The organism is Chryseobacterium sp. UNC8MFCol, assembly GCF_000482305.1.
Lineage (GTDB): Bacteria > Bacteroidota > Bacteroidia > Flavobacteriales > Weeksellaceae > Chryseobacterium > Chryseobacterium indologenes.
In genome coordinates, this window is record NZ_KI535290.1 from 94,535 (window position 1) to 118,112 (window position 23,578).

Below are 23,578 nucleotides of genomic sequence, written 5' to 3' on the forward strand. Positions count from 1 at the left end.
ACCTTAATTTCGGTACATTTCTCAAATTAGGAAAGGCAAAGATTGATTAAAACTTGTGTTAAAGCTCAATAACTATAAATCCCCAATCTTAATTCATAACTTTTGAGATTAGTTAGAAAATCATTAAAAATCAAAAAATTTATGACAAGAAAGAAAACATTAGCAGAAATCGCTGAACTTTGGAAGAATGACAAAAAGTTGTATGTAAAAAAATCAACCTTTTCGGCTTATGTATTGTTGCTGGAAAACCATCTACTCCCTGTATTTAAAGAGCATTCTGAGATTGAGGATCAGGATGTACAAAAATTTGTGTTTCAAAAACTGGATCAGGGATTAAGCCAGAAAAGTATCAAAGACATTCTTATTGTACTGAAAATGGTATTGAAATTTGGAGCAAAGAATAAATGGATTGAGTTCATCAATTTTGATGTACAATACCCTACGGTTCGGGAAACGCATACAATAGAGGTATTGAGCAGAACACATCAGAAAAAAGTAATGAATTATATTCAGGAGCATTTTACTTTCAGAAATTTAGGTGTTTATATTTGTCTTTGCTCTGGAATGCGAATTGGTGAAATATGTGCACTTACCTGGGAAGATATTGATACAGATAATGGTATTATCAATATTCGAAAAACAATCCAAAGAATCTATGTCATTGAAGATGGTGAACGTAGAACTGAACTTCTTATTGATACACCTAAAACAAAAAATTCAATTCGTGAAATTCCAATCACCAGAGATCTTTTAAGAATGCTGAAACCTTTTAAGAAAATTGTTAATCCGACGTTTTATGTTTTAACTAATGATTCGAAGCCTACAGAACCAAGAACTTACCGAAGCTACTATAAAAATCTGATGCGATATCTGGAAATTCCGGATATTAAATTTCATGGATTACGACACAGTTTTGCAACAAGATGTATCGAAAGTAAGTGTGATTATAAAACAGTAAGTGTTTTATTAGGACATTCCAATATCAGTACTACACTAAATCTTTATGTCCACCCTAATCTGGAACAAAAGAAAAAAGCAATCGATCAGATGTTTAAAGCACTTAAATAATTTTAGTTATCATACAATATTTCTTACATTTGGGAAAACTATTAACAATCTTGTCAGAGCTTAAAGCTCTGACAAGGCTTTAACTAAACTCATAACCCCAAAATGTCAAGTCAGCCAGAATATATTTTAGAACAAAAATTAGTTGAACAATTGCAGCAGTTAGGTCACAAAAAAGTCAAAATCTGCAATGAGGTTGATCTAATTAAAAATCTAAAAACTCAACTCGAAATCCATAATAAAAAGACATTTTCTGATAAAGAGTTTGAAAAAATACTAAATCACCTTTCTAAAGGAAATGTTTTCGAGAAATCAAAAATTCTTAGGGATAAGTTCCACTTTACAAAGGATGATGGAAGTTCAGAATGGATTGAGTTTATCAGTCAGGATCACTGGTGCCAAAATCAGTTTCAGGTGACCAATCAAATTGCTCAGGAAGGAAATTATAAGAATAGATATGATGTAACAATTCTAATTAACGGGTTGCCTTTGGTTCAAATTGAACTAAAACGACGTGGTCTCGAATTAAAAGAAGCTTTTAATCAAATCAACCGTTATCATCATCAATCTTTTAACTCTGGAAATGGACTTTTTAATTATGTTCAGCTATTCATTATCAGTAATGGAGTTAACACAAAATATTATTCTAATAATGCTAAACAGACTTTTAAACAAACCTTTTATTGGTCAGATGATCAAAACAACAATATAACACAGCTGGATCATTTTGCACCAGCATTTTTAGAGCCATGTCACATTGCTAAAATGATTACCAAGTATATCGTTTTAAATGAAACGAACAAGATTTTAATGGTGCTAAGGCCTTATCAATATTATGCAGTGGAAAAAATTGTTGACCGAGTAAGAAATACAGATAAAAATGGTTTCATTTGGCATACTACAGGTTCAGGAAAAACATTAACTTCTTTTAAAGCCAGTCAGATTCTGAAAGAAATTCCGAAAGTGGAAAAAGTAGTATTTGTAGTGGACAGAAAAGATCTGGATTATCAGACACAAAAAGAATTTGATGCTTTTGAAAAAGGTAGCGTTGATGCTACTGAAAATACGGCCCATTTAGTGAAACAACTTTCTGACAACACCAAACTCATTGTTACAACCTTACAAAAACTCAATACTGCTATTACCAAAGAAAAACATGGTAACAAAATTGAAAAACTAAAAGACAAAAAAGTTGTTTTTATTTTTGATGAGTGTCACAGAAGTCAGTTTGGAGATACGCATCAGAATATCAAAAAGTACTTTAAGAATGCTCAAATGATTGGATTTACAGGAACTCCGATTTCTGAAGTTAATTCAATTGGGAAAATAGACGGAGCTCCGGCAACCACTAATAGACTATTCGAAGATTGTCTGCATAAATATGTAATTACAGATGCAATTCGAGATGATAATGTTTTAAAGTTTTCTGTAGAATATGTTGGTAGATATAAGGAAAAAGAAGGGAGTAACACTTACATTGATACTGATGTTGAAGCAATAGATACTCAGGAGCTTCTTGAAAGCCCGAAAAGACTTGAAAAAATTGCAGATTATCTCATTGCAGAATACGGAAGAAAAACGCATAGCAATACTTTCAATGCTATGTTTTGTGTAAGTAGTATTGATGTTTTGCAGAAGTATTATGACCTTTTCCAAAAGAAAAAAGAAGAAAGTAAACATCAATTGAAAATTGCAACAATTTTCAGCTATGGAACTAATGAAGAATCCAAAGATGCAAATGGGATCTATGAAGAACCAGATTTTGCAATGGTTGCAGAGCCACAGGCACAATATGGCGATTCTCATAGCAGAAACATATTGGAAAGATATATCGGTCATTATAATGAAATGTTCGGTACAAATTTTTCGACAAAAGACTCCCAGACTTTTTACAATTATTATAATGATATCGCCAAAAGAGTTCGTAGCAAAGAGGTTGATTTAATTATTGTTGTTAATATGTTCTTAACGGGATTCGATAGCCCTCAACTAAATACTTTATTTGTCGATAAGAATCTAAAATATCATGGATTAATCCAGGCATTTTCCCGCACCAACAGACTTTTAGGAGATAAGAAGTCGCAAGGAAATATTGTCTGCTTCCGTAATTTAAAATCTGCAACAGATGATGCAGTGACTTTATTTTCAAATAAAAAAGCTATTCAGGAAATCATTATTCAGCCAATCGAAAATTACATTGAGCTTTTTAATTCTGCCTTAGAGACATTGAAGCTAGTTGCACCCGAGATTGACAGTGTTAATAGTTATCAAACGGAACAGGAAAAGTTTGAATTTATAACTGCTTTCCGTGAAGTTATGCGTATTCTTAATGTATTAAAATCATTTGCCGATTTCGACTTCGATAAAGTGAAAATGACTGAATTTGAGTTTGATGGTTACAAAAGTAAGTATTTGGATATTTGGACTAATTTAAAAGGAAAGCCAAGAACAGAGGGAAAAGAAAGCATTTTAGATGATGTAGATTTTGAACTGGAATTAATTCATCGCGATGAAATAAATGTTAACTATATTCTTTCATTATTAGCAAATCTTGCTGATTCAAATCTGAAAGGGGATAAATTAGAGCAAAAGAAAAAAGAAATCAGAGATATTCTTTCCGGAGATGCTAAACTGAGAAGTAAAAAAGAATTAATAGAAAAATTTATAGAAGAGAATTTACCTCATATTTCTGACGGTAATGATGTTAATGATGAATTCGAAAAATTCTGGAACAAAGAAAAAAATTCAGCTTTTGACAAAATTGCAGATGAAGAATTCTTAAACAAAGATAGATTCAGAGATATTATGGATGATTTTCTTTTCACTTCCAAAACACCTAAAATCAGTGAGACTTTAAAACTTCTTGAAGTAAAGCCAAAGCTTACTGAAAGAAATAATATAGGGAGAAGAATTATTCAAAAGGTTCAAAATTTTGTTGATGTTTTCATTGACGGAGTTAATGCCTAATAAATGAAAAAGGTTCAGCGTATGCTGAACCTTTTTCTATATCTTAAGTTATCCCTTCTCAATCAACCTCTCCAGTCTCACCATCATCTCATCCCTCTCCTTCAACATCCTTTCATAGAGAGCAACCTTTTCATCATACAATTCTACAATTTTATCTATTGGATTAAATGTAGGATGATGGTTATACATAAAACCTGTAGCATTATCACTAGCTGTAAATGTATTAGAAATAATATTCACCGCCTGCTCCTCATCAAAATTCTGAAACGCTTCCACCGGAATTTTCAATACTTCAGAAATTCTTTTCAGTAAAGGATCTTCAATAATTTCTTTCTGTTCCAGCAGAGAAACTTTCTTCTGGTTCCAGTCATCCCCAAGGTCAAGAGCCAATGCTTCCTGCTTGATGCCCAGCATTTCCCTGAATCTTTTTACATTGCGTCCCTGATGTATTTTATGTTCCATGATAATTCAACATTTATGAGGTTTAAATATAGAAAAATATTTATAAAAGTGATCTCTAAAAAACGGCATAATTAAGATTTATATTCCTTTTATTGCCTGTCTTAGCGCTATCTTCTTCATTTTCCTTTTTATATAATCTTTTTTTCACTGGAAATACAGAAAATAAAAACTCCATCATCCAATTTTCATAATCTGCTTAATGCTCCCGGAAAAAGTGATAATGTTCTCATTTTTCAAATACAATACTCACTATATTTGGAAAAATCAATCAAAAAAAACACATCTTATGGCACTAGACAATTTAATCAGTTTAAGTTTTTCTAAAAGTGATTTAGAAACTATTGACAAAGCTATTCAGGACATCCAGACCGTCCTTGTAGGAAAAACCATCAACCTTACTCCAGACCAGAGACAACAGTACGGGAGAATTGCAGAGCAGAACAAGCTTTTTGTAAATAAAGCCAAAAGCTATATGGAACAGTACGCACAGCATGTTCCGGGCTTTCTGGACAAAGCAGAATTCGACAGGGATTATATCGCCAGAGAGCAGGTAGAACAACGGTTACAACTATTAGATTCCATCACAGAGCAGCTGTCTGATACCAAAGTATTATTAGATCATGACAACTACCACAATGCGATCAGTTTTTACAGAAATATCAGGTTCCTGTCTGAAGAAAATGTTCCGGGTACTAATGTTGTTTATGAAGATATGAAACAGTTTTTTATAATTCCACAGCAACCTCAATCTCCTCCTCCAGCCTCTAATAATGATAATCCCTAAGCATAATACTGAAATAACAGTTATATTACAAAGCACGTTTTCGCGTGCTTTTTTCATGAAATTCCCCCTTTAGCCCATCCATAAGTCCCTCTAAGTATTTGTACAACGGCCTACAGCCACTTAAACAACGGTCTACAGCCCTTTCACAAGTCCCGACAGCCGGTTATGCAACCCGTGTTACCCCCTTAGGTAAGGGGGTATCGCCACTTCTCCAAGGGGCTAAAGACGCTTCCAAAGTGCCTAGAGATGGGTATTGAAATACCTGGAGATACTTTGGAAGTGGCTACGCCTCTTTTAATGGCTGTTTTTCATCAGATTTTACGCTTTCCCGTAATTATGAATTGATATTTTTTCTTATCATTGCCGTTATAACAATAACTATGGGAGCAATAAATCTTAACAGAGTCTTTTCAGAAGGCTTTTTCAGAATACCGGACTACCAGAGAGGCTACTCCTGGAATGATAAACAGTTGAGTGAATTATGGGATGATATAGACGAAATTCAGGAAGAAAGGGGTGAACTTAAAAAACATTACACAGGAACCATCTTCCTCGAAAAAACAAAAGCCAATGATTCTGAAAAATGGATCAGCGATGATATCTTCTATGTGGTTGACGGGCAACAAAGGCTCACAACACTGAGTATTCTTCTTTTTGTATTGATAGAGTCTTCCGATAAAGGCTATGCCGATAAAAGGAAGGAAGCCTGGGTAGAAAAATTTCTATATCAGGAGAATCAGTCGGGGAATAGTAAAGTGTATAAATTTGGTTATCAGGAATCTGATAAAAACTACAAATTCTTATATCAGAATATCTTTGAGGACAAGAATGAGCTATCAGACAGTGCGGTAATTAATCTGTATGCAAAAAACCTACTGGCTGCCAAAAAATTTTTCCAGGATAAAATTAAGAATCTTAGCTATGAAGAAAGAGATCTTATTTTCAGAAAAGTAACAGGTTCCTTATTGTTTGATATCAGAAAAATAGAAAAGGACCTGGATGTCCAGGCTGTTTTTGAAACCATGAATAACCGTGGAAAACCGTTGACCATTTTAGAAAGGTTAAAGAACAGACTCATCTATCTTAATGAAAAATTAGCTCAACCCGATGAGGATAGAAATAAATTAAGAAAGGATATCAATACCGCCTGGGGAAAAATTTACGATGCTTTAGCTCAGGATTCAGAAAATTACCTGGACGAAGATGAGTTCTTATCAGGTCATTTATCTCTTTATCGGAGACCTAAGGATTCCGTTTTTTCTGAAAAGTCAGCTGAAGAAAAAGTTTTTCAGATGTTTTGTAATAAATCTGAAAAGTATGAACTAGATGAATCTGAAACCAAAGAAACAAAGGTCTCTCATAAAAAAATAAGTGATTATATTTTTAAGTTGTCTGACCTCGCTCCCATCTGGTATGAGATTCACAACTCTAAAGATCCTGTTATTCATAAAATATTGATTCTGAACAGAAGTAAAGAAATTAAAATCCTTCTGGCCACACTTCTTTATAAAGTTAAAGATCAAGTAAAGCATTCTGATATTTTAAGTGATCTTGAAAAGCTGTTATTTAAAAATCGTATTCCCGGAATCTGGATCATGGATGAAAGAAATACGGCAAGCTGGGCAAGAAAGTTGTACAATGAAAACATCAGTTTTAATACCGTATTATCTGAGGTTCGGGCTGAGATGCAAAACTACCTTAACAGCGAAGTTGTCAATCAGAACATCGTGAATTCATTTAAATCCTTATACACCTATGTCAAGGGAGCCAAAGGTTTTCACCGTTGGGGTTATCTGAAATATTTCCTTTTTGAATATGAACATGAATTAAAAGTGAAATTTAAAGAGTCCAATGATAAGGTATTATTATCTGATTATCATGAAACAACGATTGAACACGTCATTCCACAACATTATTCTGATTACTGGCTGGAACCGGTTCAAGAAGTAAGTGACAGATTTGAAACCGAAGATGAAAAATATTTTGCGAAGAAAATCTTCCTTAATTCCCTTGGAAATCTTACGATTCTGAAAAACGGTAAAAACGCTTCATTGGGGAATAGTTCATGGGACATTAAAAAGAATCGATTCAGTACGGGCTCATACAATGAAATTGATATCAGTAGAAACATCAACTGGACAGAAAATGAAACCTACGCCCGTGGAATGGAATTACTCGCCTTTCTTGAGAAAAAAACTCCAGGATTGTCTTTATCAGACAGCGAAAAGCATGAAATACTGGTCTATGAAAAAAAAGAGATTACTGTAATCTAAAAGAACAAAAGCATCTTTTAGGAACTTCCGAAAGGTGCTTTTTCTTTGCTTCCTATTCTTCTACAAGCCAAATAGTGAACATTATTTCTTTGAACTTTTCCTTTGAGAGGCTGATCCAATAAGTTTTCTTACGTAGTTATCCAATTCTTTTGATTCATAGAAACTTAAACAGTCGCAAAATATTATATTCTTATTACCAGATTCGAAATGTAGATTATTATCCCGAGAATAGTATTTTGATGTCTGGCTTGTAGTAAAATTATTAATTTTAGTAGTCAGTTCTTCATTTTCAAAAAAGTTACCATCTATTGCTATTTGAGTTGCAGAAGCATCTTTAAATTTATTATAAAATGCAGAATCAATAGCAGAATAATTACCTACTAAGCAGTAATTAAAGGCTAATTTTTTCAAGTTAGTAACTTTATTTTGACTAAATACTCCGATTGGAAGTATGAGTACCAATAATAGAAATTTTATTTTAATTCCCATATTCTTATTCTATTTGTTTGTATAAAATCTAGCTCACCCTTTCTGTTTATGGTTGGATAAAACATATGAAAATAATACTTTGAACTTGTAGAATCATCGTGTTCTGCACCACCAGGGTATATCAAATGTTGTTTATCCCATAACGTAAAATGACCTGAAGCATTTGTCCAGCCGGATACATCAAAAGTTATTATTCCTTTAGTATTATAAATTACAGACCACTCAGCTTGTGAAATCTTTTTTTTATTATTCCACATTTGTGTCCATTCTGATTGCGTAAGATTATTTTTTTTTCTCAAATTAACTGGCATTTCAAGCCTATCCAATTTTATATCAATTTCTGGTGTTCCTAAATGTTCAGCCAAATATGGAGCTAACTCGCGTACTCTATACCAATAGTTCAATTTATCATCTCCAATATGGACTCCACCTTCCCCTCCTTTCGATCTATATTTTGAATTATTGTACGGCAACTTAAATCCACTATAATTCAACCCCTTACTCATTCTAAATGCACAAGTGTTTTCCCAGCTATTTCTTGTTTTTGGATCATTATAATAATTTATTAATTTATTACCTATGTCATTATATAATTTAACCACATTAATAGATGTATCCGGATAGTTTTTAATCATATCTCTCCAGCTTGGTCTTAAAATCTGAACAGGTCTGGTCTGTTTATTTCCACTTGTAGCTATAAACCCCCTTCGTTGTTCAAGAAATATAGGCATAAAATTATTAATTCTCATACTGATGTGTTTTTTTATATTATATCACTAAAGTTAGATAAAAATAAAATACCTCAGGTGTATGCCATAAAATATTTTAAAATTAAACACCAAATAGTATAATATGGCTCAACTTAAATAAAAAAACCGGCCGCTGAGGAATCTCAGCGGCCGCTTCTTGAAAATAGATATAATGAGTGTATTAATCCCGGAAGATCATTTTTTTGGAATCTGTCACCTTTCCGTTGACGTTCATTTTATAGATATAGTTTCCGGAAGGAAGGTCATTTTTTGAAATACGTACCGATCCGTTTCCTTTTTCATAGAGGGAAATCGTTTTGACCAGCTGGCCTGACATGCTGTACACCTCCACAGAGGCTGCACGGGCATTTTCCGGCAGGTAATAACGGATAACCGTTTCATTTTTAGCAGGATTGGGAATATTCTGAAACAATACCGGAATATCTGAAGTAGAGGTACTATTTCTGTTTAACAACAATTGCTTTAAGTCTTCTACAGTGTCTTCAAGGCTTTTAACACGGCCTTTCAGTTCTTCTATGGTTTCTTCACTATGAGCTGTTCTGCTTAACGGGGTATTGGAAACCATTACGTTTCCGTCATTATCTACCACCAAACCGCGTCCGCTTCCTGTGGGTAACCCCTGGTGCCTTACCGTACCTACGGTATGAAAATTCGCGGTAGGAGTTATCGTACGGATTCCTACACTCTGATCTTTGATCAGCATCGTGGACGTTGCAGACATCCCCAGCATAATAGATTGCGGAATAGCATTGGTTAATTTCGCGCTGCCGGTTCCTGCTCCGATCACGAATGAACGGTTTCCTGTGGCAATCAGATCAATTCCAAAACCTCCGGAATACACATCAGCCAGGTCAATTCCTACTCCGAGCGCAAATTGATTGTGATTTCTAATGGTATTCTTCCATCCCAATGCCACAGATTTTCCTGCGCCATTTACTACCGTATTCGCCTGCCCCGCGATAATGTTGGCCCCTCCGCCATTGCTCAGATCATTTTCCCATCCGCTTACCAATGAGCTGTTGGCCTGTGCACCAAGAATATTCGATATTCCAATGACAATGCTTCCTTTTGTTTTGGCCACATTAGAATTATTGGTGGTTTCAACAATAAAGGAACCTGCTTCGTTGAGAATGGCCTGTCCCGGATTGGAGGATGCTCCGTTTACCCTCAGATAAAGAGGGCGCGGATCTACCGTTCCTACATAATTGACCGGGGCTATGCCCGAGTTTCCGTTAATATTCCATTGCTGGGCTCCCAGAGCCCCGGAAAGGGAAAGTATCACTACGATACCTGCCTTCATAAGGTAAAATTGAGTTTTCATACTATTTGGGATGTAAATTGGTTACGTTGTTTTTATTTTTCACTAATATAGGAAATAATACAACACAAAACCTATTTATATTATTGATTTTTAAATACTTTCAATGAATTAAATTAAAATTATACGCCATTCATAATACTTTAACACTTAGTATGGAGTGTCCTCAGATAAATTTTTGTTCTTTTGCAAAAGTTTTAATTTATTAAGTAAGCCATGTCGAAGTTTGATGAAATCCGGTATTTCTATGATCATGAAGTGAATGAAAAGCTGGGAAGTGTAGCCCGCGATCCCATGATGAAGGCACTGATGAATTTCACCTTTCCGGATACGGATGAACAGATCTGGCTGGAACAGTTTAAAAACATCCATTCGATCAGTGATTTCCAACATCAGGTCATTGCCCATACCGTCCGTCAGATTCTTGCTAAAAGTTCTGATGGGTTGACGACTTCCGGTTTTGAAAAATTAGATAAAAATACTCCGTACTTATTCATTTCGAATCACAGGGATATTGTTCTGGATACTTCATTGCTTAATCTTGTGCTGCTGGAAAAAGGTCTTATCATGACCGCCTCTGCCATCGGTGATAACCTGGTCCGCAAAAGCTTCCTGAATATACTGGCAAAACTGAACCGTAACTTTTTAGTACAAAGAGGCCTTCCAATCCGCGAGCAGCTTACCAGTTCGCAAACCATGTCCGAATATATCGAGCAGCAACTGCATCACGAAAAGAGTTCTGTATGGATTGCCCAGCGTGAAGGCCGTGCTAAAGACGGTAACGATTCAACGCAACAGGGTGTCTTAAAAATGCTCGCTATGGCCGCCGGAGATCAGACGATTACTGATTATTTTAAAACGTTAAGGATCGTTCCTGTTTCCATCTCTTATGAATATGACCCGACAGATTCTTTAAAAATGCCACAGCTTCTCGCTCAACACCGGGAAGAGCAATATGTAAAAGGTAAAAATGAAGATTTCACCACCATGCTGAGCGGAATTTTGGGACAAAAGAAAAGAATACACCTGCATGCCGGTCATGTTCTCGATACCGAGTTAGATGAAATTGCCGCTACAATTGATAATAAAAACAAACAGCTGCAGGCAATAGCGCAGGTGATTGACCGTTCGATCATTGAGAATTACAAACTCTGGCCTACCAAATATATTGCATACGATCTGCTTCACCATACCGATACCTACGCTTCAGAATATACAGAACAGGAAAAGCAATTGTTTATCCGAAGATTGGAAATGCGTATTGACCCTTCTGATCCTGTTTCTAAGGAATTTTTCCTGACGATGTATGCCAATCCTCTGATCAATAAAATAAAAGCTCAGAATATCTGATTTTCTGATCGAAAACTTTACAATAAAATATCCTTTAAAGCTATCAATACACGAATAAAAAATATTCGTGTATTCGTGGCAAAATAAATTCCACCTTCATAACACGCGTAGTCTCAAGAAGGAATCTATGATTTTTAAACGTAAGTATTCAAAACTTTTGTGACTTTTTTGGGGGAAAATTTTCATCCAAGATCCCACAGATTCACACAGGTTTTAATGCATGCATAAAAAAATTCGTGTATGGATGCCGAAAAATGAATCATTTCCCTTTATTACGAAAAGAGTACACCCTTTTACGGGTTTCCGTAATTTTTCTCTGTCAGTTGTTTGTAGTTTCGGACATTATAAAACATAGTGTTTTGACCAACTTTCATTCTAAAAACAACTGACCTATTATGAATAAAAAAATAACCCCTGCAGATCTCTTTCTGGGAATTCTTGCATTACTTCTCATCAGCGTAAGCTTTTATCAGACATGGCTCGGGCTTCAGCAGATTTTTGGCCCTGCATCATTCGTCATTGCTTTAGTTCTTTCATTACTCCTTCTGTTTCTTTGCTGGATGCTTAGAAATGCCAAGCTGGAAGGTAGACCTACCGGAAGTCTGGTAGGAATTTATATTTTCATTGCTTCTTTTTGCTTCATTGCCAATTTTAACGCTCTGTATACAAGGTTTATGAGAACAGATATTTATACCGATGAACTCAGAGACATCAATAAAAATTTTACAACACTGGAAAATGATGTGGAATCCAAATTAAGCTATAAATACAACAAAGTAACCACCCAAAATATTGAGATTAAAAAGAAGCAGCTCATGGAACAAATCAAAGACCCAGGCAACAAAGGAATCGGAACCCGTGCTCAGTCTTTGATCAGAGACATTGAGAAAATGACCGGTCAGAAAGTGGATTTGCTGACTCCGGTAGGTAATGATTATGAAGATCTATCAGAAAGAATGGGACGCCAGATCGATAATATGATCTCTGATTTGTCTCCCGAAGAAAGAGCGTTAAAAACCGATATCAACAATGCATCTCTGAAATGGAATAAAAATATCCAGGATCTTCTTTTACTATCCAAGAAAGAAAAAGATGAAATGTCCCAGGGTCTGATTGATGAATCATTAGCAGACTATAACAAGCTGGGGAGCAGAGCACAGACCGTTTTAGGAAATGAAAAACTTCATTTTGAGCCTGTAGTATCACAGACCCAACAGGTCGGGAAAATAGGTTTTGCTTTCGAACATGCCATCAAGAACTTCGGAATGTATCAATTTGTAGTGCTTGCAGGCTGCATCTTACTCGATTTTGTGATTGTCATTATCATATTATTGGTCACCACTCCGGGAGGATACAACAGAAATAGCGGAGGCAGTGTATTCAGCAATAAAAGAAGCGGTAAAACTATAATTCCCAACAACTAAACCATGGAAACTCAAGATCATTTAAAACCTCTGTCTTTTGACACCGAAACTGAAGAAGTATTAAAACCTCTTTCATTTGAATTTAAAAAAGATACTCCTGAGGATTTTGTCCCTATCGCAAAGACCATTTCCAACGATATAAAAAACAAAGAAAGCAATTTTGTTTTCTTCTTTGGAACAGCAGAATCAGGGAAATCGGTGATTCTTTCTTCGATGCTGTATTACCTCAGATCTTATGCAGGTGTTTTAAGGCCTAAACTAGGAACCCCAAATTCAAAAGAAGCTAATGTACTCCTCTCTGATTTTTTTGAGAATATACGTCAGGGGATCCTCCCCAACAGAACAACAAGAGATCAGGTAACCCGTCTGGATCTGGTTTTTGAACCCAATAATAAGTCTAAAAAGGTGGTACCGATTGACCTGACCTTTTTAGAAACTTCCGGTGAAAATCATAATGATATCCGACGAGGAGGTAGCTATCACAGCAGTATAGAATCGTTTCTGAATGCCAATATTCCGCTTACTTTTATCATCGTTACAAGTTATGAATCTGCTTATAAAGATGATTCTCTGATTAATGAATTCCTCGATGAACTGGAAAGAAAAGGGAAAAATCTAAAATCCGTCAATGCGATACTGGTTGTTTCAAAGTGGGATAAATCGGGAAGAATGGATGTGGAAAGTGCTGAAGAACTCGACAACTTTATCTCAGAGCGACTTCCAATGACCTCACAGCGGATTGATACCTACGGATTGAGCAAAACCTATTATACCATCGGAAGCCTTCATAATGCCACCGGTCAGGAAAAAATTGACTTACTCAATCTCTCTACAGCAGAAGTCTTATCGAAATGGCTGTACAGAAGCATTATAGGATATGATCTGGACTATGAAGGAACATTTTGGGAACGTTTAAAATTTAGTTTTACAAGTTAATGAACACTACTTATTTTTTCTCTGCATTTGGCACTTTTGGAAACCCGTACGGTTTCAGACAATCCTTTTTTTTGGGTGGAAATAAAGCTATTGCGACAGAGATCCGAACTTATGATTTAAAAACAGATGCTATTAAGCTCTTTCCTCAAAGCAGTATTTATTCAATACGAAAAGATATTGCCGGTGGATGTAATCTGATCTCTTATTCGGTCTACAAATTTGCAAAAGAACAGAATTCAGACAGAGGAGGAACATTTGTGGGTTCAAGTCTCCTTTTCATTGAGAAAACGGCTCCGGAAACTATTGTAATCAATACGCTGAATGATTTCCAACATCATCTTGAAAAAAACAATCTCGCAGAGGGTGTGATTACCGTCAATCATTCAGATAATTTTTCGATCAGAAAACCTAAAGATTTTGATAAAATAGGATTTCATATAAAAGAAACTGAGGACCTCAATTTCAGCCATTCAACTCAAAATTACCTGGTAGTTTATTGTGAAACAGATGCTGTAAAACTACAGCCCTTTTTTAAGAAAGCTATAGAGCTGTTGAATGTATATGATACCATCTATTTCACTCAAAGCCATGAAATAGCAGAATTTGTAAAACAAAAAGGAATTTTTAAAATTGTTGATGCATCCGGTTTTTATAAAGAAATTGAAAAGTTTCATGAAGAAAAACTTCAGGAAGTTCAAAACTCTGTTGCTGAGCTTGAAAGAGAAAAAGAGCGCTTAATCCATGAAAAAAAAGAAATTTTAACAAGTCTTACAAGACAGATTGAGCATAATGAGAGGAAACATAAGGAAAATGAGCTTAAAATAAAAGAATCCAGAAACGGACTTGAGGTCATCAGCAAAGAATACGATCAATATTCTGTACAAATTGAAGACATGATAAAGACACTTAAGATTGACGGCAAAGTAGAAGCTGCCAAAAAAAAGCATCATGAACATAAAAAAGTTTTTACCAATGGTATTAATCAATATAATAATATAGATTCTTTATATTCAGTATCTTCCTCAGATTTAAAAACTGCAACGACAGGGGAAAGCAGACCTATGGGAAGTCTTGTTGAATTTAACTCGGGACATCGCAGAAGTGAAGAGAAAGAATTCAGATTGGATGTTTTTAAGGTTGCAACACTCCTATTATCCTTGGTATTGATTGGGATTGTAATTTTCTGCTTTATATATCTGGATTTAGAAAAAAAATGGGACTTTGGTATATAAAAAGAAGCATAAGAAAGAACTATATTTAAGCATGAGATCTCTACAGTCTTATTTATATCCTTACAGGATGAAAGTGGTCCCTTGAATTATAAATCAGTCCTTTTTTTCAACATCAGGAGTTTAGATTTAATTTTTGAGGAAGGCTTTTCGATAACAAATCTGAAAAATATACCACCTGCTATACATAGCAACAGGCACAGGAGAATGCATATGTTATCCGACGTTTCCATATTGAAATACTCAAGTACAGTTTGAGTCATATGAATAATACCTTTATGCGAAAGATACATCGCATACGACAATGCAGCTAATTGTCCCGTTACATACGATTTTGACCTGGATAAAAAAGATGATTTTGAAATGGCAGCCAATACCATAATCCCATAACTTACGGCAACAGCAGTAAAACCATATATGGATGCAGCTTCCGAAGCCTGATCATTACAAATCCAAAATGAAATCCCCAGCGACACCATCCCTATAACGAACAATAAATTGCCATAGGTATTGACCAGTTTTCTTAGTACTAATGAATATTGCATCAGATAACCGATCAAAACTCCTATTGCCAAACCATCGAGTCTCGTATGGGTAGAATAATATATTTTCATATACCACAAACGCCAGAATTCCATAGAGCCTTTTTCAAGACGGGTAATATGGATGTTCCAAATAATAAATCTGGATATGATGGAAAAGGCAATAACTGCCATGATTAAAATTCCCGGATACTTACACCAGCGTGTGGAGAGCACAACCAAAAGCAATAAGGGCAAAAAAAGATAAAACTGCTCCTCAATGCATAGGGACCACGCATGAGAAAATGTTCCTTTGCTGATGACATCCAGACCATAATTCTGAGTAAAGGTCAGAAATTTCCATAATGGCGGCAAGGCTTCCCTTTCCCGGAAAAAAGGTAAGGAAAAGTATAACAAAAGGGTCAGAAGATAAGGAGGAACAATTCTGAAAAACCGTTTAATATAAAATGTTTTCAAACATATCGTATTTCTGTTCTCCATCTCTTTCAACAACTGGCTTGAAATCAGGAATCCGCTTAACACAAAAAAGAGGTCAACGCCCGTCCAGCCAAACTTTCCGATACTGTCTATCCAGCCGGGATGCTTAAATGCCCGGTAATGATATAATAAAACCAATATAATGGCCATCGAACGCAGGTGGTCCAGCCCGTGAAATCTTTGAGAATATTCTGTTGTCATATTTTTTCTGCAAATCTTGTTAAATTCCCAGTGCTGTTACAACTTAGTATCCGGAAAGCAGCCGTTTGAGTGTAAACAGCTCAAGGAACTGTCTACAGGCTAATTACTGTAGTTCACCCCTATTTGGGGGGCATTTGCATTCCCTCACCCGATTATCGCTGAAGTTTTTTATATTTTTGAATATCATGAAAAGAAAAGCAGAACCTCATATCAGACAGCATATCTATTTCCAGCTATTCTTCTGGACTGCTTTATTTTTGTTTGGAACGGCAAAAACATATGGGGAATATGATGCGGTTTTTTTTAAAGAATCTGTTATCTACAACTTCTGCCACTGGATTTTCCAGATTATAGGAGCCAACTTTATCTATTATGTTTTGATTCATCGTTTTTTTGACAGAAAAAAATATATTGGGTTCCTGCTGGGGCTGTTCGTCAGCATTTATAGTATTTCCGTGATCAACAGGCTTTTTATTGTATATGCAGCTGAACCGCTTTTCATCAGTGAGACTAAAGACAGTATCATCAGTATTTTTACCGATATCAGGTACCTGCTTTTTCATTATTCTTTTCCTATTGTAAGCGGATCTTTTATTTTCATTTCCATCATGTTTGTCATCAGATATAAAGAGGAAAAAGAAAATACGGCCAAGCTTCAGAAAGAAAAATCAGAGCTGGAACTGCAATCTCTTAAGTCTCAGCTTCATCCTCATTTTCTGTTTAATACCCTGAATAATATTTATTCCCTATCGGTAAGTAATTCCGACAAAACTTCCCGGTCTATAAGCCAGCTTTCTGACATTTTAGATTATATTTTACACAAAGGACAGCAGAAGTGGGTTTCTATAGCTGAAGAATTAGCTGTTATTGATGATTATATTGCCCTGGAAAGCCTTCGGTATAGGGATGAAAGATTAAAAGTAAACAAAAAGATTATTTTACATTCTTCCAATCTTATTCCACCATTATTATACCTTACCCTGGTTGAAAATGCCTTCAAACACGGAGCCGGTAAAAACGCAGGCCATACGGAAATACATATTGAAGCAGAAACGGATCAAAAGCAATCTGTCTTCAGAATTACCAATACCTACAACAGCACTCAGCCAAATAATGAAAAAGGAATAGGATTACAAAATGTAAAAAAGCAACTGCAACATCACTACCGTGAAAATTTTTCCTACAAGATCTCACGGGAAAACAATATTTTTACGATTGAAATCATCACCCCTTCCACCTATGATTAATTGTCTCATTGTAGATGACGAGCCTCTGGCGGCTGACCTATTGGAGAATCATATCTCCAAAATAAACCATTTAAAACTGGCCGGAAAAGCTGAAAATGCGATGGATGCCTATGCAATACTCCAGAACCAGGCGATCGACCTGATGTTCCTCGATATTCATATGCCAGATTTAAACGGAATTGATTTTTTAAAATCATTATCCCGGAAACCGAAAACCATATTTACGACCGCGTACCGTGATTTTGCGGTTGAAGGTTTTGAACTGGAAGCGGTAGATTATCTCCTAAAACCAATTACTTTTGAACGTTTTTTTAAAGCAGTGGAACGTGTACTGAGAAATACAACCCATCCGTCGGAAAGTTTTATCATCATCAGAACCGAGGGAATGCAGCGAAAGGTTTCTCTTGCAGAAATTGTTTATATCGAAAGCCAGGGTAATGATATTAAGTTAACTTTATCGGGAGGAGAGCATTTCATTTCAAAGAGTAAAATCGCTGATCTGGAGTCTGCATTATCTTCCAAAGGTTTTATCAGAATTCACAGATCTTTTATCATCAATACTCAATATGTTACCGCTTTTACTAGTCATGAAATCCATCTCGGCATTCATCATATTCCTGTGGGAAGAAGTTATAAGCAGGAGGCTGAAACATTCACCTCCGCTATTTCGAAAAACAGAGTATTGTAAATTTTTTTTGAATTTTCCAAATTAAACCTTATAATATTTTAATTTTTAAGACATTACATCGTATTTCTTTGTTCAGAAAAATATTTTGCTTAAAAAGCTTAGTATTTATGAAAATTAATAAACATGTGATTTACATTCTATTGTCTGTTTAACGGAGGTCTTATCGCCGGCAAGTCATTTCTTACCAATATTAAAAAAAAGTATTACTTTTGTTTAAACGAATGAAATTGCTTTTCGGCTTTTTTATGAGTGTACCAATTTATAAAACATTAAAATTCATTCCATGAGAAAGATAATTCTACTTCTTACATGTATGTTCGGTATTTCTGTTTTCTCACAGATTAAAGTGTTGAAAAATGAAAGTCTGGTTGAAATTGGTAAAGATAATTCCGTAGGTTTATACAAAAAAGAAGATAAATATACCGTCAATTATCAGGATCTGAACACCAGTAATCTGAATACCATCAGAGCTTTTTCGTTTCAAAACCTGAATGGAGATGTAGCCGGTTTGTACAAACTTATTTTAGAAGGCTTTGTATCGCTTCCCGGTGAAAATGTTATTTTAGAACTTCCTAATGATATTATCGAACTTCATTATGAGAGAAACTATGGCCAGCCAACCGTACAGTTTATCCAATATATCAATAAAAACCGAAAGTATGTAGGTAAATCACAGTTTCTGACACAAAAGCAAGTGGAAAAAATCTTTGGCAGAACCAATGGGAAGTATGCCATGTATGATAAACCTGCTGCTGCCCACAACTCCGGTAAAGGTGTTAATACCGCTTCTACCTCAGCTCCGGCATCCGGCGGAGGCAGCAAAAAATCAAGAAAATAATTATAATTTATAAAATATTGTAAAACTCATTCTACGGGATGAGTTTTTTTATTTTATTTTTGCAAAAAGACAGTAAACATTATGCCGCTTCAGATCATCAATTTGACCAAAAAATTCGGAGAGCAAACCGCCCTTAACAATATCAATATTTCGATTGACAAAAATGAAATCATCGGCTTGCTGGGCCCGAACGGTGCCGGAAAATCAACGTTGATGAAATCTATTGTCGGGGCACTGAAAATTGATCAGGGCGAAATTGTATTTAACGGGATGAATATTTCCGACCATGAGATTGAAAGCAAGAAAAAAATAGGCTTCCTTCCGGAAAACAATCCGCTTTATCTGGAAATGTATGTGAAGGAGTATCTTCACTTTGTCGCCAATATCCACAAAATCCCTGAATCAAGAGTTGACGAAGTGATCGAATTGGTAGGAATTAGTCCTGAAAAGTCTAAGAAAATCTCCCAACTTTCGAAAGGTTATAAACAGCGTGTAGGACTGGCCCAAGCCATCATCCATCAGCCCGATCTACTGATCCTGGATGAACCCACCAACGGATTGGATCCGAACCAAATTATAGAAATCCGAAATGTGGTAAAAGAGATCGGACAACAAAAGACCGTTTTGCTTTCCACTCATATTATGCAGGAGGTAGAAGCATTATGCTCAAGAGTGATTCTTATTCACCAGGGGAATATCCTTCAGGACTGCCCTATCGATGAATTTAAGGGAAGGTTTGGTAGCCTGGAAGAAGCTTTTGCCGATTATACTGCAGTTTCAAAGTAAAACAACTTCTTTAAAAAATATTTTCTTTTAATTTTTTAAACCACACAAAAGTTTTTTGAACACTTAAGTTTTTTAAGTGACAAACTTTATGGTTAAAAAGTGCACAGAAGGCTTGAAATCTCTGATTTTCTTACAGTAAACTTACTTATGAAGAAGTCTAAGTGAACTGCAATGTTATAAAAATCTGAGCAATCTGTAAAATCTGCGGGAAAAAACAAACCATCTACAATGGCTTCATATTTGATGGAATCTAAACTGTTAACCAATAACCAACATCATATGATAAAGCATCTTTTATTAGGAGCTTTTTGTTTAGCTCAGTTTTCTTTTACCTATGCTAAAGAGACTCCGAATGATTCAAAACTGCACAGCACATTCTCTTATTCTGCTTCCCAGCAAGCACCTAAGACTGTCATTATTAAAACGAAGAAGTTTAAAATAAGAATTGACAAACAGCCCAATGGTAAATACCTGTATCAGTCATGGAATGCCAATGCAAAAATCACGGCAAAACCAAGTATGATCATCAGTGACGGCGAGCTGGTTCCTGACGGTACAGGAGGTAATTATTATATCCAGTTTAATAACGACGGTTATACTTATCAGGTTTGGAGAAATTATCTTACAGATTCTGCTAAAAAAGCCCCGTACACTCTGGTCGTCAATAACCAGAATGATCAGGAAGTTGTACGCCAGGACGGGATTGTGGTGAAAAACTAGTACTAGTTATAAAAAGTAAAATCCTGTATTCATACAGGATTTTTTTATGTTCCGGATGGTTTCAATTCGGTGATGAAATTGCTGGTTTCATAGCTTTCCTTTGCGGCTTCATACCCGATATTAAAAATCTCTTCCAGCCTGCCCTTGCGGCGTTCAAAAGCCCCATATCCCGATAATTTCTGGGAAGAAATAAACCAGTCGCAATACTCAAATTTTATTTTTTCAATTCTGTAAGACAACAGGTCGTAAGAGCGGGAAACAATCGCTTTGATTGAATTCAGATCTTCAATTTTGGCTTCAGTAGGTGGTGAAACAAATACTCCGATAAGTTTATCACAGTCATTACGGATAATATCCGCCGGAAAATTGTTCAGAACACCTCCGTCACAATACATCTGTTCCTCTATAAAATATGGGGTTGTAATGCCCGGAATAGAGCATGATGCAATAATGGCATCGACAATTTCAAAGTCTTTGTCAAAAATTTTCTGCGTCCCGGAAACTAATTCTGTAGCTACGATTTTAACTTCAATATCCAGATCTCCCAGTTTCATTTCATGAAAAATTGGCTTAAGATAATTTCTGAAAATAATTGAAGATACCAATCCCGGCTGATTAAAAGTAAAATGCTTCCAGTTGAAAAAGTAAACAGAATTAAAAAATTCCAGAATCTCTTCCGGTGTTTTACCAACCGCATGCAGGCAGCCAACAATAGATCCGGCACTACAGCACGAAAGAATATCTATTTTGATATTTTTCTCTTTTAAGAATTTTAATACCCCCGCATGAGCGATGCCTTTGGTACCGCCGCCTGATAAAACAAGTCCTACTTTCTCAAAATTCATTGAATAAATGTATGAAAACATAGGGAGATAATGAGATTAATTTTTATAAATATTTGGATTTTAAGCTTATTTTAACAAAACGAAACGGTGATTTGTGTAAAAATTCAATCTTAAAACAATAATTAGTTTATTTATTTAATTTATACTGATGATATATGATCTATTTTTGAACTTATGTCTATAAGCGTAGTTTAAGTCCGATGAACTGTAAATAACGAAAAAAGCTCAGATTTCTCTGAGCTTTTGTATATAATATCTGTATATATTCAGATTAAATGTGGATTACTTCACCGTAAGCAGCCGCAGCAGCTTCCATAATCGCTTCAGAAACGGTTGGGTGTGGGTGAATTGATTTAATGATTTCGTGACCTGTAGTTTCAAGTTTTCTTGCTACTACGGCTTCAGCTACCATATCTGTTACTCCTTCACCAATCATGTGGCATCCTAACCACTCACCGTATTTAGCATCGAAGATTACTTTGATGAATCCGTCTGTATTTCCGTTTGCCGTTGCTTTACCACTTGCGGAAAGAGGGAATTTACCAACTTTGATTTCATATCCTTTCTCTTTAGCCTGCTTTTCCGTAAGGCCTACAGAAGCTACCTCAGGGTGGCAGTATGTACATCCAGGGATATTGCCATAGTCGATTTTCTCAACATGCATTCCTTTAATTTTTTCAACACAAGTGATTCCTTCAGCAGAAGCCACGTGAGCCAGAGCCTGAGTCGGGATAAGATCACCAATTGCATAGTAACCCGGTACTGAAGTTTCGTACCATTCGTTGACCAATACTCTTCCTTTATCCGTCTGGATTCCTACTTCTTCTAAACCGATGTTTTCGATGTTGGCAGCAATACCTACAGCAGATAATAAGATATCCGCTTCCAGGGTAATGTTTCCGTTAGCAGTTTTTACGTTAGCTTTTACGCCTTCTCCACTTGTGTCAACGCTTTCTACAGAAGCGTTTGTCATGATTTCGATTCCTGATTTTTTCAGAGATTTCTCTAAGTGTTTAGAGATTTCTTCATCTTCCACAGGAACGATGTTTGGCATAAATTCTACGATAGTTACTTTGGTACCCATTGTGTTATAGAAATCAGCAAATTCTACCCCGATAGCACCAGAACCTACAACGATCATAGATTTCGGTTGCTCAGGAAGAGATAATGCCTGTCTGTATCCGATTACTTTTTTACCATCCTGTGGTAAGTTTGGTAATTCTCTTGAGCGGGCTCCTGTTGCGATAATGATATGGTTACCTGCATATTCGGTTACTTTACCGTCTTTATCAGTTACAGAAACTTTTTTTCCTTTTTGTACAGTTGCAGTACCAAGAATTACGTCGATCTTATTCTTTTTCATTAAGAATTCGATTCCTTTGCTCATTTTGCTGGCTACGCCACGGCTTCTCTGGATCACATTAGGAAACTCAAAGCTCGCCTCCACTTTATTCAAACCATAATCTTCAGCATGGTTGATATAATGAAAAACCTGAGCAGATTTCAATAAAGCTTTGGTTGGAATACATCCCCAGTTCAGGCAGATTCCTCCTAAGTTTTCTTTTTCGATAATTGCGGTTTTGAAACCCAATTGTGCTGCTCTGATCGCAGTTACATATCCACCAGGACCACTTCCAATGACAATAATATCGTAATTCATTACTTTAAAAATTTTTATGCGAATTTAAGGAAAAATATTGGATGTTCTGCATTTCTGAAAACGGAGGTAAAAATGCATCAACAGGCTTAATTTATTCAATTATAAACAAGAAAGAGAATGCAAAACGCATTCTCTTTCAATAAATTTTATTTTACTTTAAAAAAACATCAAAATTAAAAAGCCAGAAATAAGTATTTAAGATTTTATGAATAATAAGAAATTCCTGTTATCTCGCTTCACGAAGCAATCGTTTTTCCATCTCAAATCTTTTATTCAAAGCCTTCATCTGATCTCTTTTCATCTGTTTGGTTGCAAGCGGATGGTTCAGAATAAGCTTTTTCTCTGTATTGTACTTTTTTGTGAGTTCCTGCATTTTTATATTAACCATTTCACTTTTTGAAGGATGTGGTGGTGCAGGAGGTCGTTTCTGGGCAGAAACATTCATGGATAAACCTAATACTACTAGTGTTGAAATTAAAATCTTTTTCATAATATTTTATTTTAAAA

21 protein-coding genes are annotated in these 23,578 nt (G+C 35.6%); 13 read left to right on the forward strand and 8 right to left on the reverse strand.

Annotation, left to right across the window (positions count from 1 at the left end):
- The first annotated feature begins 141 nt into the window (after positions 1 to 141).
- Both M030_RS0114755 and M030_RS0114760 read left to right on the forward strand, forming a co-directional pair.
- A complete protein-coding gene (locus M030_RS0114755) occupies positions 142 to 1,068 on the forward strand; it encodes a tyrosine-type recombinase/integrase (RefSeq protein ID WP_027374202.1) in 927 nt (308 codons plus the stop codon).
- Between the two features lie 102 nt (positions 1,069 to 1,170).
- Positions 1,171 to 4,032 carry a type I restriction endonuclease subunit R gene (locus M030_RS0114760; RefSeq protein WP_027374203.1) on the forward strand — a complete coding sequence of 954 codons (2,862 nt, stop codon included), beginning with the start codon at positions 1,171 to 1,173 and terminating at the stop codon, positions 4,030 to 4,032.
- 48 nt (positions 4,033 to 4,080) lie between these two features.
- Here the strand turns inward: M030_RS0114760 and M030_RS0114765 are convergent, their stop codons facing one another.
- Positions 4,081 to 4,494: a helix-turn-helix domain-containing protein gene (locus M030_RS0114765; RefSeq protein ID WP_027374204.1), complete on the reverse strand. Its 414-nt coding sequence runs from the start codon at positions 4,492 to 4,494 to the stop codon at positions 4,081 to 4,083.
- Positions 4,495 to 4,780: 286 nt separating this feature from the next.
- Between M030_RS0114765 and M030_RS24245 the strand changes: the two genes are divergently transcribed.
- Positions 4,781 to 5,278, forward strand: coding sequence for a hypothetical protein (locus tag M030_RS24245; protein WP_034722770.1), 498 nt, complete (start codon positions 4,781 to 4,783; stop codon positions 5,276 to 5,278).
- Between the two features lie 380 nt (positions 5,279 to 5,658).
- Positions 5,659 to 7,551 (forward strand): DUF262 domain-containing protein, encoded by a 1,893-nt coding sequence (locus M030_RS24250; protein WP_034722713.1) that lies wholly within the window; start codon positions 5,659 to 5,661, stop codon positions 7,549 to 7,551.
- A gap of 81 nt (positions 7,552 to 7,632) precedes the next feature.
- On the opposite strand, the gene M030_RS0114785 is transcribed toward M030_RS24250, so the two are convergent.
- The 3 genes from M030_RS0114785 to M030_RS0114795 form a co-directional block, all read right to left on the reverse strand.
- The gene (locus tag M030_RS0114785) at positions 7,633 to 8,040 is read right to left on the reverse strand and encodes a hypothetical protein (protein WP_027374205.1); all 408 of its coding nucleotides are present in this window, start codon (positions 8,038 to 8,040) and stop codon (positions 7,633 to 7,635) included.
- Positions 8,025 to 8,789 (reverse strand): T6SS effector amidase Tae4 family protein, encoded by a 765-nt coding sequence (locus M030_RS0114790; protein WP_051585094.1) that lies wholly within the window; start codon positions 8,787 to 8,789, stop codon positions 8,025 to 8,027. Before M030_RS0114790 ends, M030_RS0114785 begins: the two co-directional genes overlap by 16 nt.
- A 181-nt stretch (positions 8,790 to 8,970) precedes the next feature.
- Positions 8,971 to 10,131 carry a T9SS type A sorting domain-containing protein gene (locus M030_RS0114795; protein ID WP_027374207.1) on the reverse strand — a complete coding sequence of 387 codons (1,161 nt, stop codon included), beginning with the start codon at positions 10,129 to 10,131 and terminating at the stop codon, positions 8,971 to 8,973.
- Between the two features lie 213 nt (positions 10,132 to 10,344).
- Here M030_RS0114795 and M030_RS0114800 point away from each other — a divergent pair, with 213 nt between their 5' ends.
- The 4 genes from M030_RS0114800 to M030_RS0114815 all read left to right on the forward strand — a co-directional run bounded on the left by M030_RS0114800 (position 10,345) and on the right by M030_RS0114815 (position 15,070).
- Complete coding sequence (locus M030_RS0114800; RefSeq protein ID WP_027374208.1) at positions 10,345 to 11,478, forward strand: 1-acyl-sn-glycerol-3-phosphate acyltransferase; 1,134 nt, start codon at positions 10,345 to 10,347, stop codon at positions 11,476 to 11,478.
- Positions 11,479 to 11,873: 395 nt separating this feature from the next.
- The gene (locus M030_RS0114805; RefSeq protein WP_027374209.1) at positions 11,874 to 12,902 is read left to right on the forward strand and encodes a hypothetical protein; all 1,029 of its coding nucleotides are present in this window, start codon (positions 11,874 to 11,876) and stop codon (positions 12,900 to 12,902) included.
- Between the two features lie 3 nt (positions 12,903 to 12,905).
- Entirely contained in the window at positions 12,906 to 13,838 is a 933-nt protein-coding gene (locus tag M030_RS0114810; RefSeq protein ID WP_027374210.1) for a hypothetical protein, read from the forward strand.
- Positions 13,838 to 15,070: a hypothetical protein gene (locus M030_RS0114815; protein ID WP_027374211.1), complete on the forward strand. Its 1,233-nt coding sequence runs from the start codon at positions 13,838 to 13,840 to the stop codon at positions 15,068 to 15,070. The genes M030_RS0114810 and M030_RS0114815 overlap by 1 nt, the downstream gene beginning before the upstream one ends.
- Positions 15,071 to 15,156: 86 nt before the next feature.
- Here M030_RS0114815 and M030_RS0114820 read toward each other — a convergent pair whose 3' ends face one another.
- The gene (locus tag M030_RS0114820) at positions 15,157 to 16,287 is read right to left on the reverse strand and encodes an acyltransferase family protein (RefSeq protein WP_027374212.1); all 1,131 of its coding nucleotides are present in this window, start codon (positions 16,285 to 16,287) and stop codon (positions 15,157 to 15,159) included.
- A gap of 185 nt (positions 16,288 to 16,472) precedes the next feature.
- Here M030_RS0114820 and M030_RS0114825 point away from each other — a divergent pair, with 185 nt between their 5' ends.
- From M030_RS0114825 to M030_RS24995, 5 genes are all read left to right on the forward strand, one after another.
- Complete coding sequence (locus M030_RS0114825) at positions 16,473 to 17,534, forward strand: sensor histidine kinase (RefSeq protein WP_155860261.1); 1,062 nt, start codon at positions 16,473 to 16,475, stop codon at positions 17,532 to 17,534.
- A complete protein-coding gene (locus M030_RS0114830; protein WP_027374214.1) occupies positions 17,527 to 18,222 on the forward strand; it encodes a LytR/AlgR family response regulator transcription factor in 696 nt (231 codons plus the stop codon). Before M030_RS0114825 ends, M030_RS0114830 begins: the two co-directional genes overlap by 8 nt.
- Positions 18,223 to 18,505: 283 nt before the next feature.
- Positions 18,506 to 19,060 carry a hypothetical protein gene (locus M030_RS0114835; RefSeq protein ID WP_027374215.1) on the forward strand — a complete coding sequence of 185 codons (555 nt, stop codon included), beginning with the start codon at positions 18,506 to 18,508 and terminating at the stop codon, positions 19,058 to 19,060.
- Positions 19,061 to 19,141: 81 nt separating this feature from the next.
- Positions 19,142 to 19,846, forward strand: a complete 705-nt coding sequence (locus M030_RS0114840) for an ABC transporter ATP-binding protein (protein ID WP_027374216.1) — start codon at positions 19,142 to 19,144, stop codon at positions 19,844 to 19,846.
- 228 nt (positions 19,847 to 20,074) lie between these two features.
- Positions 20,075 to 20,566 carry a hypothetical protein gene (locus tag M030_RS24995; RefSeq protein ID WP_027374217.1) on the forward strand — a complete coding sequence of 164 codons (492 nt, stop codon included), beginning with the start codon at positions 20,075 to 20,077 and terminating at the stop codon, positions 20,564 to 20,566.
- Between the two features lie 44 nt (positions 20,567 to 20,610).
- Here M030_RS24995 and M030_RS0114850 read toward each other — a convergent pair whose 3' ends face one another.
- The 3 genes from M030_RS0114850 to M030_RS0114860 all read right to left on the reverse strand — a co-directional run bounded on the left by M030_RS0114850 (position 20,611) and on the right by M030_RS0114860 (position 23,561).
- A complete protein-coding gene (locus M030_RS0114850; RefSeq protein ID WP_027374218.1) occupies positions 20,611 to 21,411 on the reverse strand; it encodes a patatin-like phospholipase family protein in 801 nt (266 codons plus the stop codon).
- Between the two features lie 271 nt (positions 21,412 to 21,682).
- The gene (gene lpdA / locus M030_RS0114855; protein ID WP_034722715.1) at positions 21,683 to 23,071 is read right to left on the reverse strand and encodes a dihydrolipoyl dehydrogenase; all 1,389 of its coding nucleotides are present in this window, start codon (positions 23,069 to 23,071) and stop codon (positions 21,683 to 21,685) included.
- A gap of 226 nt (positions 23,072 to 23,297) precedes the next feature.
- On the reverse strand, positions 23,298 to 23,561 hold the full coding sequence (locus M030_RS0114860) for a hypothetical protein (protein ID WP_027374220.1): 264 nt from the start codon (positions 23,559 to 23,561) through the stop codon (positions 23,298 to 23,300).
- Positions 23,562 to 23,578: the final 17 nt, after the last annotated feature.

Coding starts and splice junctions, on each gene's coding strand:
- M030_RS0114755 (WP_027374202.1), top strand. CDS start 142: ATGACAAGAAAGAAAACATTAGCAGAAATCGCTGAACTTTGGAAGAAT.
- M030_RS0114760 (WP_027374203.1), top strand. CDS start 1,171: ATGTCAAGTCAGCCAGAATATATTTTAGAACAAAAATTAGTTGAACAA.
- M030_RS0114765 (WP_027374204.1), bottom strand. CDS start 4,494: ATGGAACATAAAATACATCAGGGACGCAATGTAAAAAGATTCAGGGAA.
- M030_RS24245 (WP_034722770.1), top strand. CDS start 4,781: ATGGCACTAGACAATTTAATCAGTTTAAGTTTTTCTAAAAGTGATTTA.
- M030_RS24250 (WP_034722713.1), top strand. CDS start 5,659: ATGGGAGCAATAAATCTTAACAGAGTCTTTTCAGAAGGCTTTTTCAGA.
- M030_RS0114785 (WP_027374205.1), bottom strand. CDS start 8,040: ATGGGAATTAAAATAAAATTTCTATTATTGGTACTCATACTTCCAATC.
- M030_RS0114790 (WP_051585094.1), bottom strand. CDS start 8,789: ATGAGAATTAATAATTTTATGCCTATATTTCTTGAACAACGAAGGGGG.
- M030_RS0114795 (WP_027374207.1), bottom strand. CDS start 10,131: ATGAAAACTCAATTTTACCTTATGAAGGCAGGTATCGTAGTGATACTT.
- M030_RS0114800 (WP_027374208.1), top strand. CDS start 10,345: ATGTCGAAGTTTGATGAAATCCGGTATTTCTATGATCATGAAGTGAAT.
- M030_RS0114805 (WP_027374209.1), top strand. CDS start 11,874: ATGAATAAAAAAATAACCCCTGCAGATCTCTTTCTGGGAATTCTTGCA.
- M030_RS0114810 (WP_027374210.1), top strand. CDS start 12,906: ATGGAAACTCAAGATCATTTAAAACCTCTGTCTTTTGACACCGAAACT.
- M030_RS0114815 (WP_027374211.1), top strand. CDS start 13,838: ATGAACACTACTTATTTTTTCTCTGCATTTGGCACTTTTGGAAACCCG.
- M030_RS0114820 (WP_027374212.1), bottom strand. CDS start 16,287: ATGACAACAGAATATTCTCAAAGATTTCACGGGCTGGACCACCTGCGT.
- M030_RS0114825 (WP_155860261.1), top strand. CDS start 16,473: ATGAAAAGAAAAGCAGAACCTCATATCAGACAGCATATCTATTTCCAG.
- M030_RS0114830 (WP_027374214.1), top strand. CDS start 17,527: ATGATTAATTGTCTCATTGTAGATGACGAGCCTCTGGCGGCTGACCTA.
- M030_RS0114835 (WP_027374215.1), top strand. CDS start 18,506: ATGAGAAAGATAATTCTACTTCTTACATGTATGTTCGGTATTTCTGTT.
- M030_RS0114840 (WP_027374216.1), top strand. CDS start 19,142: ATGCCGCTTCAGATCATCAATTTGACCAAAAAATTCGGAGAGCAAACC.
- M030_RS24995 (WP_027374217.1), top strand. CDS start 20,075: ATGGCTTCATATTTGATGGAATCTAAACTGTTAACCAATAACCAACAT.
- M030_RS0114850 (WP_027374218.1), bottom strand. CDS start 21,411: ATGAATTTTGAGAAAGTAGGACTTGTTTTATCAGGCGGCGGTACCAAA.
- lpdA (WP_034722715.1), bottom strand. CDS start 23,071: ATGAATTACGATATTATTGTCATTGGAAGTGGTCCTGGTGGATATGTA.
- M030_RS0114860 (WP_027374220.1), bottom strand. CDS start 23,561: ATGAAAAAGATTTTAATTTCAACACTAGTAGTATTAGGTTTATCCATG.